Source organism: Pseudotamlana agarivorans (assembly GCF_001642835.1).
GTDB classification, from domain to species: Bacteria; Bacteroidota; Bacteroidia; order Flavobacteriales; family Flavobacteriaceae; genus Pseudotamlana; species Pseudotamlana agarivorans.
This window is the reverse complement of the sequence record NZ_LXEI01000001.1, coordinates 759,832-773,411: the sequence shown is the minus strand read 5'-3', so window position 1 is coordinate 773,411 and position 13,580 is coordinate 759,832. Positions and strand designations below refer to the sequence as shown.

At 32.8% G+C, this 13,580-nt stretch carries 17 protein-coding genes and 1 tRNA gene; 12 read left to right on the top strand and 6 right to left on the bottom strand.

The window, feature by feature from the left end:
* Positions 1-4 precede the first annotated feature (4 nt).
* Positions 5-844: a DUF4249 domain-containing protein gene (locus A6I66_RS03280; RefSeq protein WP_067145491.1), complete on the top strand. Its 840-nt coding sequence runs from the start codon at positions 5-7 to the stop codon at positions 842-844.
* Between the two features lie 107 nt (positions 845-951).
* On the opposite strand, the gene A6I66_RS03275 is transcribed toward A6I66_RS03280, so the two are convergent.
* From A6I66_RS03275 to rbfA, 4 genes are all read right to left on the bottom strand, one after another.
* A complete protein-coding gene (locus tag A6I66_RS03275) occupies positions 952-1,347 on the bottom strand; it encodes a hypothetical protein (protein ID WP_067145489.1) in 396 nt (131 codons plus the stop codon).
* A gap of 9 nt (positions 1,348-1,356) precedes the next feature.
* The gene (locus A6I66_RS03270; protein WP_067145487.1) at positions 1,357-2,511 is read right to left on the bottom strand and encodes a DNA polymerase III subunit; all 1,155 of its coding nucleotides are present in this window, start codon (positions 2,509-2,511) and stop codon (positions 1,357-1,359) included.
* Between the two features lie 268 nt (positions 2,512-2,779).
* On the bottom strand, positions 2,780-3,982 hold the full coding sequence (locus tag A6I66_RS03265; RefSeq protein ID WP_067145485.1) for an ABC transporter permease: 1,203 nt from the start codon (positions 3,980-3,982) through the stop codon (positions 2,780-2,782).
* 59 nt (positions 3,983-4,041) lie between these two features.
* On the bottom strand, positions 4,042-4,440 hold the full coding sequence (rbfA, locus tag A6I66_RS03260) for a 30S ribosome-binding factor RbfA (protein WP_067145483.1): 399 nt from the start codon (positions 4,438-4,440) through the stop codon (positions 4,042-4,044).
* 234 nt (positions 4,441-4,674) lie between these two features.
* On the opposite strand from rbfA, the gene mce reads away from it, so the two are divergent.
* The 3 genes from mce (at position 4,675) to A6I66_RS03245 (ending at position 6,583) form a co-directional block, all read left to right on the top strand.
* Positions 4,675-5,079, top strand: a complete 405-nt coding sequence (mce, locus tag A6I66_RS03255; protein WP_067145481.1) for a methylmalonyl-CoA epimerase — start codon at positions 4,675-4,677, stop codon at positions 5,077-5,079.
* A 48-nt stretch (positions 5,080-5,127) separates the two neighbouring features.
* Positions 5,128-5,201, top strand: a tRNA-Ile gene (locus A6I66_RS03250).
* Between the two features lie 188 nt (positions 5,202-5,389).
* The gene (locus tag A6I66_RS03245; RefSeq protein ID WP_067145479.1) at positions 5,390-6,583 is read left to right on the top strand and encodes a site-specific integrase; all 1,194 of its coding nucleotides are present in this window, start codon (positions 5,390-5,392) and stop codon (positions 6,581-6,583) included.
* Here A6I66_RS03245 and A6I66_RS03240 read toward each other — a convergent pair.
* Complete coding sequence (locus A6I66_RS03240) at positions 6,580-7,098, bottom strand: O-acetyl-ADP-ribose deacetylase (RefSeq protein ID WP_067145477.1); 519 nt, start codon at positions 7,096-7,098, stop codon at positions 6,580-6,582. The genes A6I66_RS03245 and A6I66_RS03240 overlap by 4 nt on opposite strands.
* A 121-nt stretch (positions 7,099-7,219) precedes the next feature.
* Positions 7,220-7,447, bottom strand: a complete 228-nt coding sequence (locus A6I66_RS03235) for a helix-turn-helix domain-containing protein (RefSeq protein WP_067145475.1) — start codon at positions 7,445-7,447, stop codon at positions 7,220-7,222.
* Between the two features lie 212 nt (positions 7,448-7,659).
* On the opposite strand from A6I66_RS03235, the gene A6I66_RS03230 reads away from it, so the two are divergent.
* The 8 genes from A6I66_RS03230 (at position 7,660) to A6I66_RS03190 (ending at position 13,528) form a co-directional block, all read left to right on the top strand.
* On the top strand, positions 7,660-8,523 hold the full coding sequence (locus A6I66_RS03230; RefSeq protein WP_067145472.1) for a hypothetical protein: 864 nt from the start codon (positions 7,660-7,662) through the stop codon (positions 8,521-8,523).
* A 6-nt stretch (positions 8,524-8,529) separates the two neighbouring features.
* Entirely contained in the window at positions 8,530-9,027 is a 498-nt protein-coding gene (locus A6I66_RS03225) for a hypothetical protein (RefSeq protein ID WP_067145470.1), read from the top strand.
* A gap of 18 nt (positions 9,028-9,045) precedes the next feature.
* A complete protein-coding gene (locus A6I66_RS03220; protein WP_067145468.1) occupies positions 9,046-9,693 on the top strand; it encodes a hypothetical protein in 648 nt (215 codons plus the stop codon).
* A gap of 34 nt (positions 9,694-9,727) precedes the next feature.
* Positions 9,728-10,252, top strand: a complete 525-nt coding sequence (locus tag A6I66_RS03215; RefSeq protein ID WP_067145466.1) for a hypothetical protein — start codon at positions 9,728-9,730, stop codon at positions 10,250-10,252.
* Positions 10,253-10,577: 325 nt separating this feature from the next.
* Positions 10,578-11,009, top strand: coding sequence for a hypothetical protein (locus tag A6I66_RS03205; protein ID WP_067145462.1), 432 nt, complete (start codon positions 10,578-10,580; stop codon positions 11,007-11,009).
* 218 nt (positions 11,010-11,227) lie between these two features.
* Positions 11,228-11,569, top strand: a complete 342-nt coding sequence (locus A6I66_RS03200; RefSeq protein WP_067145460.1) for a hypothetical protein — start codon at positions 11,228-11,230, stop codon at positions 11,567-11,569.
* 104 nt (positions 11,570-11,673) lie between these two features.
* A complete protein-coding gene (locus A6I66_RS03195; protein ID WP_067145459.1) occupies positions 11,674-12,567 on the top strand; it encodes an AAA family ATPase in 894 nt (297 codons plus the stop codon).
* Positions 12,548-13,528: a DUF3871 family protein gene (locus A6I66_RS03190; RefSeq protein WP_067145457.1), complete on the top strand. Its 981-nt coding sequence runs from the start codon at positions 12,548-12,550 to the stop codon at positions 13,526-13,528. Before A6I66_RS03195 ends, A6I66_RS03190 begins: the two co-directional genes overlap by 20 nt.
* Positions 13,529-13,580: the final 52 nt, after the last annotated feature.

The following is a 13,580-nucleotide window of genomic DNA, read 5'->3' as shown; positions in this document are numbered from 1 at the left end:
CATCATGAAAAAGTATATATACACGAGTTTAATAGCGATTTTAGGGCTTTTCCTGTCCTGTACAGATGTTATTGAGGTGGAAGTCCCAACAGCCGATCCACGATTGGTTATAGAGGCTTCATTAGACTGGGAAAAAGGAACACCGGGAAATTCTCAAACGGTTAAATTGAGTACTACAACACCTTATTTTGATACCGATCAACCCAATGCGGTTAGCAATGCCGTGGTTTCTGTCACACGATTAAGCACGAATGATGTTTATAATTTTGTAAACCAAAATGATGGGACCTATACTACTAACGAATTTGTGCCAGTTTTTAATGAGGATTATACACTTACGGTGCAGTATGAAAATGAAACCTATACCTCTACAGAAACTTTGTTGCCTACAACGCCAATAACCTATATTACGCAGTCGCGAAGTGGAGGCCTTTTACCCGATGCTCTAGAGGTTAATGTGCATTTTGATGATCCTGAGGATGAAACTAATTTTTATATTTTGAGATTCCTACGTCAAGGTGATTTGTATCCAGAGTTAAGAGATGTTTCAGATGAATTTTTAAACGGCAATGAAATTAATATTTTTTATGAAAAACGTGGCGATGACGATGAAGACGAATTTCAGCCAGGTGATACCGTTGATATTAATTTGTATAATGTATCCGAGCGTTATTATAGATTTATTCAACTGTTAAATAGTCAATCAGGATCAGGAAACCCATTTGCACCTACCCCAGTTGAATTACGTGGAAACTGTATTAACCTTACAAACCCTGAGAACTACCCTTATGGCTATTTTCGTGTGACGGAAACCGATAAACAAGATTATACTTTTATAGAATAACTTGTAAACTGAATTTTTAAAACATAGCATGTCGTGCTGGATGACAACATATACAAGGGAAGCGCAAAAGCGAGATGTTTAGAATTGAATAAGTATGAATTTTGTTTTCACTGAAGCAAATACACTCCAAAAACAGCAACTATAAAATAAATCGTGATGTTCCTTGCGCCGTCGAAGTCTTTTGCGATGCGCTGGCCCAGTAAAAAGATTAAAAGTAGGATACACGACAGTATGCATGTTATATGTGCATATAGTTTGACTTGAAAGGCTATAAGTTGGTAAATACCCAAAACAGAAAACAGAGCGATTAAAGCTTCTAAAAGCACAACAAAAACTAAAATAGGAGGTATGAGATTGACTAAAAAGGTTTTTGAAAAATATTGTTTTAAGAATAAAATCTGACCTTTCCAATCGCTTACCTTATCGTAAAAACTCATGATAAAAGTGATGCTTAGAAAGCTTAAAATGAGGAGTTCAGCGCTATAGTTTAAAATGGTTTGCATCCTTAAAATTTAGGCCTTTTTAGTATGTAGTAACCGGGTGAGTTTTATAGATAAATCGGTTAGAATAATTTTAGAATTACCATTGCGCTCTATGTGGTAAATGGCATCTTGTAGTTCGTTACTAATGTCCATAATGTTGTTTCCGTGAACAAAAGGCGCGAAATTTTCAAGTTTAAATTTATCGGTTTTTGGTTCGAAAAACACCAAATCGGTGGCATTGTAATTTAATAGCAAGGCCTGACGGAAAAAATCGAGACAAAAGTTTAAAAATTGCTTTTGTGTTTCACGTCCCGTTTTAGCAATATCCTCACTCCAAGATATTAAATCGTGAATAGCAGCTTTGTTGCCCTTGGCTTTAAAGGCACTACGAATCCAGAAAATAAACCAAGTTTCAAACTGAATGTCCTCCGAATCGCGATAAATAAGGTCACAAGCCTTGTTGTAGTTTCCGTTAGATTGGTGGGCGATTTTGGTGGCCTGAGCAGGTTCTACCTCATAGTGTTTGATCAGGGCGTCTTTAATAACCTCTTCAGCTAGCGGTGGAAAATGTAAAATTTGACATCGCGAGCGAATGGTGTTTATAATCTGCTCTTCATCTTCGGCAATGAGAATAAAAACCGTGTCCTTTGGCGGTTCTTCAATCAGTTTTAAAAGTTTATTGGCACAGGCGGTATTCATTTTTTCGGCCATCCAAATAAGCATGACTTTATGACCACCTTCGTAAGATTTTAGGGTAAGTGATTTTACGATTTCAACAGCTTCATCAACACCTATTTGTCCTTGTTTGTTATCCACACCAAGGAGTTTATACCAATCGAAAAGGTTACCGTAAGGCTGTTCGTCTAAAAGTTGGCGCCATTCTTCCAAATAAAAGCTTGAAACGGGTTTGCTTTTTACCTTATCGCTAGTGGTTACAGGAAAGGCAAAATGCAAATCGGGATGCGAAAAGTTTTTAAACTTTAAGTTACACGACTCGTTACCTGTATTGTTTTCGCCGCCAGAGTTTGAACACAAAATATATTGGGCATAAGCCAAAGCCATGGGCAAGGTGCCACAGCCTTCTTTACCAACAAACAATTGCGCATGCGGAATGCGGTTGTTATCAACACTTTGTGTAAGGTGTTTTTTAATGTGTTCTTGGCCTAAAATATCGGAGAATAACATGAGACAAACTTACATAAAAAATTAATCTTTGATGTGGTTTATTTGGAGGACTGTAGTTTCACAGAGATACACTGAGCAAGCACGAAGATTCACAGAGAAAATTGTTTGAGACTGTTGGTTGAGATACGTTCAGTTGTTGATTTGAAGCTGATCTATTCCTATGAAAACGAAGGTTCCGCAAGAAGGATTGAGCAAGTTGTTTGAGCTCCTCGCAGAGAGCGAGCTGTGAAAGCCTGGTTGCCATTTTTCTTGGCAACTTGCCCAGAAGCTATTTATTTACCAAGGATTCTGTGATGCGTACCGAGGCGATTTTTGAGGCGATAACACCTAAAATGGAAATGGTAAAAAACACAATAAAAAAGTTTTCAACCTCTATGGCAATTGGGTAGGCCAGGGTTGGGGTAATCATGACCAAGCTGAATTTTTGCTGTAAAAGGGTCACGCCAAAAGCGATGAGGATACCAATAATTCCTCCAATAATACTCATTAAACTGCCTTGGAGGAAAAATATTTGTCGGATATCTTTTATGGTCACACCGATATTGAAAAGAGTAGAAAGGCTTTGTTTTTTATCTAACATCATCATGATTAAAGAGCCAATCACATTAAAAAAGGCAATAATTAAAACCAATGTAAATATTAAATACACCACTAAATTTTCGGTGTTGAGCATTTTATACAGCGAGTCGTTTAACTGGGCGCGGTTTTTTAAAATGACCTTATCGCCTAAACTGTTTTGAATTTGTAAGCGGGTTTGTTCCACATCGGCACCAGCTTTAAGTTTAAACTCTATGGTTGAGATTTGATGGGGTTTGTAATTTAAAAGTTTTCTGGCCAAAGCGAGCGATGAAAAGACATAGGTTTCATTGAGGCTTTCGTTGATAAAAAACACCCCAACATTAATAACTTTTACGGTATTAAAAGCTGTTTTAGCAGAAGTTATAGCGCCTTTTCCTGGTTTAGGAACGTATAGGTTGATGTTTTTTGTGAAGTTTAAAACGCCTAATGATAAATCGTTTGAAATGCCCCAACCTACAACAATTTGATTACTGTTTTGTTCCAGCCAATTACCATGGTCGATAACCGAATCGATACTAACAACGCTTTGAAAATTTTCGTCGACACCTTTAACAACGGCTAAAGCATTTTTGTCTTGAGATTCAATAATGATGCGCTCCTCAATGGTTTTTGAATAGGATGCGATGGCATCAATTTTATTAAGACTCTCAACATTTTCTGGGGTAAGAATGAACGATTTCCCGGTGGCAGCTTCGGCTTTAAGATCGGGATCGACCACGCTCGTAAACTGAAGGGTGAAATCTTTTAACCCCGAGAAACCAGAAAGCACAATAAATAGGGAGCCAGCACCTAAAATAACCCCTGCAATGGCGATATAGGTAATGAAATTGATGGCATTATTGGTGCTTTTGGAGCGTAAATAGCGCTTTGCGATGTATAATGAAACATTCATGAGGTTAATATTATGAAAAAATAATGACTAAACGAATGTTCAAAACCAGACTAAAAGAATTATGATTTTTTTCTTGAGTCTAACATCGAAGGATCTTTGATAGGATTTTCGTCACCTTTTAGTGATTTTTCAATTTTATCGATGTACTCTAGAGAATCGTCTATGAAAAATTCTAAATGAGGCATACGACGCAGTTGATTTCGTGTGCGTTGTGCCAATTCATGACGAATTAATGGGGTGTTGGATTTTATACCTTCAAGTAGGGTTTTAGCTTTGTCGTTAGGAAAAATGCTTAAATATACTTTGGCTACCGATAAATCTACGGTGACTTTAACTTTAGAAACAGAGATTAATACACCACGCATGCCGCCTTGAGTGGCTGCTTTTTGTAGTACATCGGCTAAATCGGTTTGTAAAACCGTTCCAATCTTTTTTTGTCTTTGACTTTCTTCTTCCACAGTATAAAAAATTATAACCCTTAGAGGTTTAGACTGCAAAAATACGGATATTTAGAGATTTTAAAGGCTTTAGTTGGTTATTTTCGTATTTTGATTGTTGTTTGGGTTCGTTTCATGATGTTTTTCTGGTTGTGTTTTAAATAAGTTCATGTCGTGTTTATTTAGATGGTGATTAATCAAATTGGAGAAGGAAAGTAAGTAACTCTATAAATAAAATAAAGGTTGATTGGTTTTATGAAGAAAATTGAACATATCGGTATTGCTGTTAAAAGTCTTGAAGATTCCAACGACTTATTCTCAAAGTTGTTGGGAAAACCGCATTATAAAACGGAAAAGGTAACGAGTGAAGGTGTAAACACGTCTTTTTTTCAAGTTGGTGAAAATAAAATTGAACTGCTCGAAGCGACCCGAAACGATAGTCCCATTGCAAAGTTTATTGATAAAAAAGGGGAGGGTGTGCATCATATTGCTTTTGATGTAGATGATATTTATGTTGAGGTTGAGCGCCTTAAAAAAGAAGGTTTCAGTATTATTAATGAATCGCCTAAAAGAGGTGCCGATAATAAGCTGGTGGTCTTTATACATCCAAAATCTTCTAACGGCGTATTAATTGAATTATGCCAAGAGATAAAGGAATAATTTTCTTGTGAAGTATTAAAATAAGTAGTAATATTGCACTCCAATTTCGGTCCTATAACTCAGTTGGTTAGAGTATCTGACTCATAATCAGAAAGTCCCTGGTTCGAGCCCAGGTGGGACCACCTTAAAGCCTAAATTACAAATGTAGTTTGGGCTTTTTTTGTGCTTATTCTATAGTAATCCTGCATTTTACACACTTATACCATTTTTCTTTTAAAGCCAAGTTGCCAAGTTTTTTTTCTAAAAAAGGCATCATAAAAGACACCCATTCCATTTTAAAAAGACACCCATTAATTTTAATCTAATTATTATGAAAATCAATATATTATTTGTTATAAATAGACAGAAACAAAATGCTCAAGGAGTTTGTGCTCTTATGTGTAGAATGACGTATAATAAAGCTAGAAAGACATTTTCTACGGGACTATTTGTTAACCCTAAAAACTGGAACTCAAAACAGCAAGTGGTTAAACCACCTGAACCTGATGGAAAAAGTATTAACACTCAATTAAGCCTGATTAAGACAAAACTTAGTCAGGCTTTTTTAATGCTTCAAGTTAAGGAGCAAAGCTTTACTGTTGAGGATATTTATCTTCAATATAAGGGTGAAAAAACGCAAAAGGATAAAGGTGTATTAGATGCTTTTAAACGTTATTTAGAATCTCTAAAAAAGCTTATAGGAATAGATATTCAAAGAGCTACTTGGGTAAAGTTCGATTATTCCTATAAACATGTTAAAGATTTCATTAAATATAAATATAAGCGAACAGATTATCCCCTAAATAAATTAAACCTTCAATTTTTAGCGGATTTAGAGTATTATTTAAAAACAGAAAAGAGTTTAGGTCAAGCTACAATAAATAAGATGATACAACGCTTTAGGAAACCTATTAGAATAGCTGTTGCCGAGGGTGATTTAGATAAAGATCCTTTTATGTTGTATAAAGCCAAAAGAACAAAAAATAGCATAGTCTTTTTGTCTCCTGAAGAACTTATTAAGTTAGAAAATCATGTGTTTTCACAACCTAGGCTAAAGCTAGTAAAGGACTTGTTTGTTTTCTGTTGTTACACAGGATTGGCTTATACTGAATTAATGGATTTAGAACCTAAAAATATCGTTGTTGGTTTTGATAAAAACAGATGGATTAAAATGAATAGAAAGAAAACATCTAAAGCATTATCAATTCCTTTACTTCCTAAGGCTGAAACTATTTTAGATAATTATGTTAGCAATGAAATGAAGGTTTTTCCAAGAATTAGTAATCAAAAATATAATTCTTATTTAAAGGAAATTGCTGCCATTTCTGGAATAGAAAAGAACCTTACAACCCATATGGCTAGACGTACATTTGCATCGACAGTTTTGCTTTATAATAATGTGTCTATGGAAATTGTTAGTGAATTATTAGGTCATTCCAGTATGAAAATAACCCAAGAAAGTTATGGTAAGGTGGTGCAGAAGAAAATTAGTATTGAGATAGAAAAGTTAAAGGGAAGCGGTTAGCTTCCCTTTATGTTTAACTTTCTATTGTAAATGCTGTAATTGTCGTCACTAAAACAAACAAATGTAATGGATTCAATTTTGGAAGAACTGTATTCGGTTATAGTTTTAATTGCTATTTCGGCAGCTTCTTCTAAAGGGTATCCATAAATGCCAGTACTAATGTTGGGGAAAGCAATAGTCTTAATTTTGTTTTCTTGAGCTAATTTTAATGAGTTGATATAGCAGTTTTTTAGTTTTTCAGCTTCATTGGAGTTGCCATTATTCCAGTTGGGACCAACGGTGTGAATCACAAATTTAGCTTTTAAGTTTCCGCTAGAAGTAATTACAGCTTCGCCTACGTTACAACCACCTTGTTTAGCTCTAATTTGTTTACACTCTTCTAATATTTGAATACCTCCTGCTCTATGAATTGCACCATCTACGCCACCACCTCCTAAGAGAGATGTGTTTGCTGCATTTACTATGGCATCAACATCAAGTTGCGTAATATCTCCTTTCAATAATTTTATCTCCATGTCTCCCTAAAGGTATGTCAATTTTGTTCTTTACTAAGGTAAGATTAAAAACCGAAGTGAAATTAAAAGTTGATAATAAGATTGAGAATGAAATTAACTACGAAGTAGCTGTTGATAACATTTAAGCTTTAAAAATAAAAAAGTCGGCTACTTTTACCTCAATGGCATCTGCTATTTTTTTTAAAGTTAAAGCAGTTACATTTTGCCTGCCATTTTCGATGGCGGAAAGGTTGGGCTTTTCCATTTCTATTATAGCACAGACATCAAGTTGACTAAGATTTTTTTGTCTTCTGATGGTAGAAATGTTTCTGCCAATTGATTGTAGATATGCCTTTTCTGTATCTGTCATAATTAGATACGGCAAGGTGATTATAAATCTTTTTTAGAGGGTTATGATACATCATAACTGTTTTATTTATATTTGAAAAGAAGATTTTTTATATTAATTCTATCTAATTGTTTTTGTTACAAAATGAAAACAATAAAACTATTTAATTGAACTTATTCATGTTTAATATACTATTGATAATAAACGGAATAATCTTAACCTAAATTCTTAAAATGAAAAAACAATTTTTAAAATTAAGCCTTGTATTGTTGGGCTTAGTATTAGTTTCTTGTAGTAGTGAAGAAACTTCAGATGAAAAAGAAAATAACACAGATGAAACCCAGAAATACATTACATCTATCACAAACCAAAACCCAAATGATTGGGATAAGCCGACACAGTTTATTTATGAAAATGATAAATTAAAATATACCTTTTTAAATGACTGTAGTGGAGAGTTAAATTATTACGAATACAATAGTAAAGGTAAAATATCAAAAAGTTATCGCGGCACTATCCAACTAACAGAGGAAACTTTTAACCCTGATGTATTTGACTTAGAAGCCTTTATTAATCATGATTATACACAGGTATTAAATTATTATTATGAGGATAATACACTTATTAGAATCCAGAAAGATGAGTCTTTTATAGATTATCAATTTACTTATAACGACGATGGAATGCTGCAAACTGCGGAATGGTTAGTCGATGGTGTAGGTTTATGGGAGAAAGTGACTTTCGAATACTCGGAAGGAAAGATTAGTAAAATGAATAAGAAAGAGTTTAATACCTCAGGAGGTACAGTTACTTCTAATTATGATTATACATTTGAGTTTGATGATAAACCAAATCCATTTTATAATCTGGTTGAAAGCTATAACTTATTGTTTCAATATACTTGTACTGGTATTGATTACATTTCATCGGAGGATATGGGGTTAAAACTTTTTAAGAATAATGTAAAGAAAGTACTTAGAGATGGAGAAGAGATATATTCAGCAACTTATCAATATGATGAAAATAATTACCCAAATAGAGTAAGTTTTACTAATACTCGAACCTCTGGTGTTTTATTGCTCACATACTTAAGATAAAAACAAGTGGGGGTTAAAGGGTTTATTTCTGTCTTTATTTTTTCATTATGTAGTGTTCTACAATCACAAGTAAATAGCAAAGCCCAGAAAGAATTAGAAAACAATATTGAGCTTAAAAATGAATTTAATGATTTCTTCAATCTTCATATTAAACAACCTGAAATTAATGAATTTGGAGAAATTGTTTATTACCAAATAGACCAGATTAACGCTGTAAATTATTTTGACTATAATTTTGATGGTAAAACTGATGCCTTAGTAGAGTTTTCGAGCTCTGCTTCAGATGGCGGTACGAGTTATTTTTTAACTGCGGCATTATTTGAGAGTGATTCAGTGAGTTATAACTATGTAGCTCATTTGTATCCAAAATTTACGATGTTTAATAAATTTAACCGAGGAGTGTTTTATTTTGATAACGCTATTTCTAAAATTAACGAAGAAGTACTTTCAAAAATGAAGTATACCTTAAGCATAGATTCAAGTGAGTTTCTGATTATTGATTAACAGTTAACAAAAAATAAAATGAAAACAAGTATAATATTAATGGTTCTCGTTACTATGCTGTCTTTTGCAGAAAAAAGGAGCTCAGAACAGATAAACTTCGAGGTTAAAGATTCAATTAAGGATAAAAAGGGTGAAGGAGTATTTCTGCAAGTTTCAAGTTGTAGTGCGTTAAAATATCGGATTAGTGATAATCATTGGTATACCAATGAAAGTGAGGATTTTGCCTTGCCTTTTAATGAATTCTGGGATGTTAAAAATGAAAACCTAGGATCTGTGCTTGTTCAGATTCAACAAAAAAGTAATGAGGCTACTTTTGGAGTAGCTTCTCAATCTAATGAGTATGGGGTAAAACATGTTTCAGACTTAACAGATTATAAAATAAAAAACATTCTATATAACTCAGGAATCGAGTTTTCTAATTTTAAAATATCTGATACTAAAATTAAAAATATACCAGCTAAACAAGTTGTTTATTATGCGAAAATCCAAAGTCTAGATCAAACTATAAGTGTTGCTGGTATTTGGCTTATTCTAATCAAGGAAAACAAAACTTATTTAATAATGTTGCAATCACTAAAAGAACTAAAGGATTGCTATATGACTTTTTTTTATAATTCCTTACAAAATAGTCATTTTGGACCTTGTTGGTATGGAAGAAATCCATAAATAATTCAACGAAAATTTTAAATAACTTAAAATTATGGAAATATCAACCATTCTCTTTATTGTAATGTTCTTATTTATCTTCTTTTATATGTTAGGGAAGGGAAACTCTAAAAAAAGTACAATTTTGGATGGAGCAAGTCGGGTAGCTGGATTTGCAGAAAAAACGACGGCAGGAGCAAGTGAGATATTAAAAATTAATGCTGTTGAAAGTGAAATCAAAAAAGTAAAGGTAGAAGGGGATTTTAATATAAGATATCAACCTTATAATCACTTACTTTTATTTTGGAATAATTTTTCACACCAAAGTTTTAGAATAGAGCAATTAGATGAGAGGTTAGAAGCTAAATTAATGGAAGAAGCGAAAGGTCTGGACTTAAAATTAATTCAGGCAGTAGAAAACAATAAAAGGTTACATGAAATTGCAATTAACCGTGGTATATCAAATGTTATCATTTTTGGATGTACTATAATCCCTTTTAATAGCACCAAATGGATAAAAGACAGTTCAACTATCGCAAAGTTTAAGGTAACACCATTTGGACTGCAAAGGGAAAACTAAGAAAATAATTGTCTTGCTATGTTGTTTAGGGTAAGAATGGTATGGGAGAAATTAATAATTTAAAAAATGAGAGATTATTTAAAACTATTATTCTTTGTAGTTCTAATGGTAGGGTTTATAACATATAATCTCGGTAAATTATGGATGACTAAAGATACCCATAATATTGTTAATAATATTGTTATTTTATCTCTTTTGGTAATTGTTGTTATATTGTTCTATACTCTTGAAAATAATAGTAAAAAGTAAAATCTTTTAGTATAAGAATGAATAGTAACTTGTCAAAATTTCTTATAAAAATTCAACTACAAATCCAAAAACAACAATGAAAACTGAAACCCTAAAAAACATAACCCTTCAAACGTTTAATAATATACCTCTTGAACAAATTATTTATACCGAAATAGCTGATTCTGGTGCCATGGGTAATGCAGGTGGTATTTTGCTTTACACACTTGAAAGTGAAAAACTCTGCTGTTACCAGACCAATATGTTTGAGGATGAAAAGTTATACTTAAAAATTAGAGAAGTTTTAACAAGACATCAAACAGCAATTAAAATTGAAGGTATTGAGATAGTTAAAGATATGTTTAATTATTACTATGCTGGATTTGGAAATCATGTTTTTATAAACAAATCATTCTCAGTGCGTAAAAAGGAAGACTATTTGATGGTTAATGGTATGTATAAAGTAACCAGCTCTGTAAAAGGTGTATTTGAAAGTATTTCAACTGAAATGGAACAATTCAAATCTTAATTATGAATTGTTATATTACTTTAATAATCCTATTTATTTCTCAATAAAAAAGTTGGCAAGTTGTCACGCCAACTTAATAAGTTTTTTCAAAAAAAATTTTTTTAAATTTTTAGAAAAATAATATGCTTCCATAAATGACTTATAAATAGCAAAACACCCCTCCCTAATCTTGAGGTGGGGGATAGTCTCCCGCCATGATTTTAATATAAACGTGTATCATGGTAACAATTAAAGATTACAAAAAGAGAGAATCAGAAAAAGGCGAGTTTTTCGTATTAGTACTTCAAGGTGAAATTGCTCCAGTAAAAAGTAAGTCAAATGACAGAATGTATTTTACTGCTAAGACCTGTACAGTGTCTTGTACTTTTGACGAAGAAAGTTGTAAGCAACTTATAGGTATGCAGTTTCCTGGGGAAATTGTTAAGGTAACAACTGAACCTTACGAATTTGCACTTCCAGAAACAGGAGAAATCATCACTTTAGAACATCGTTGGGAATATCGAGAAAATTCAGATAAAGCTGTAGCGGAGAATGTTGTTGAAGAATCTGATGTATTCTAATAAGTGTTGATTATAAAGAATAATCAAAGAGCCATTATTGGCTCTTTTGTTTTTTATATACATGTCTAATTAAGTGTTTGTTAAAATTTTAATGAAAATATATTATGGAATTACAAGTAGCAAAACGTCAAGAAGTAAAACTTAGAATTAGAATTTCGGGTGCTTCTGGTTTTGGAAAAACATATTCAGCCTTGCTTCTGGGCTTAGGTATAACAGGAGATTACAGTAAAATTGCTGTTATAGATACGGAAAATGGTTCTGCAAGCTTATATGCTAATATGGGGAATTTTAATGTGTTAAATCTAAATCCACCTTATTCGCCAGAAAACTATATTAAAGCAATTAAACTATGTGAAAATTCAGGGATGGAAGTTGTTATAATTGACAGTATTACTCATGAATGGAATGGAGCTGGAGGTTGTTTAGATATTCATGAGCAATTAGGGGGTAGATTTCAGGATTGGGCAAAAATTACTCCACGTCATCAAGCATTTATTGATGCTATATTACAATCTAAGGTTCATGTAATTACTACAGTTAGAAGAAAAATTGATTATTCAATGGATGTGAATTCTAACGGTAGAACTAGTGTTGTTAAGCATGGAACTAAAGAAATTACGCGTGAAGGCTTTGAATACGAGTTAACAGCTAATTTTGAAATTGTAAACGATAATCATTTGGCAAAAGCCTCTAAAGACAGAACAGGACTATTTATGAATAAACCTGAGTTTGTGATCAATTCTTCAACTGGAAAAAGATTGATGAATTGGTGTAATGAAAGTACAGACTTAAAAACGGCACAAAAAGAAATTCTTAATTGTGAAACGGTGGAAGGGCTTAAGCATATCTATAAAAAGTATCCAAGTCTTCAATCAACAATTTTGGAAGACGTGTTAAAACGGAAATCAGAAATAGAAAACTTAAAAGAAGAGATAGTTGCTGTCGACGACATTACAGAACCACAAAATAACCTTGAAGATGATACAGAATCAGATTAACAATAGTGAACAATTAATAGTTCCAGAAATAGAAGTAGTAAGTACTACTAAAAAACCATTTATTGAGGCTAATACCAAAGCTGTTAAACTTGTACATCTTAAAAAGGATTGTACTATTCCAGTATTCTCTAAGGATAATGAGTGTACTATTGCACACCAAGAGTTTATAGATATAGCCCAAGAATGTGCTTCAAATATTTTTAGTGGTCATAGTATATCAATTCCAGAAGTACGAGTAAGCCATGTTGTTAAAGGTAGAATTCCGAGTGCAATTGGTAAACCTGTAAAGGAGTTACTAGAACACGAAAAAACCATTTATTACGAGCGTATGATGTTTGCTATTGAAATACCAACAATTTCCGAAAATGTGTATGGACAGTCCTTAAAACTGACAATAGGAGGCGTTAGAGCTTACAATCAGGAAAATCTTTACAGTAAGAAGTCCATTGAAAAATTTAAATTTTTCATAGGTTTTAAAAATATGGTGTGCTGTAATTTATGTGTGTCAAGTGATGGGTATGTCGAAGAATTAAAGGTGTCTAGTGTTTTAGATCTTAAAAATAAAATCATGGAACTCATCGGTAATTACAGTATGCAAACCCATTTAAACGCTATGAGAGAGTTGCCAAATCATTCACTTACAGAGAAGCAATTCGCTCAGTTTTTAGGTAGGTGTAGGTTGTATAATTATTTGTCAAAAGAGGAAAAAGCAGCAATACCATTGTTGAGCTTAACAGATGGGCAGTTAAATATGGTAGCACGGGATTATTACCAAGATGAAAGTTTTTGTAAAGACCAGGAAGGCAATATAAATATGTGGAAGCTTTTTAATTTGTTAACAGGAGCTAATAAGAGTAGTTATATTGATTCCTTTTTAGGAAGAAATGTCAACGCTTTCGAGATAGTCCAATCGCTGGGGAATTCCATTAAAAATAAAGAGAGACATTGGTTTCTTAATTAATTTACCATAGCTAAAAGGCTCAGACATTAGTTTGAGCTTTTTTAATTTAAAT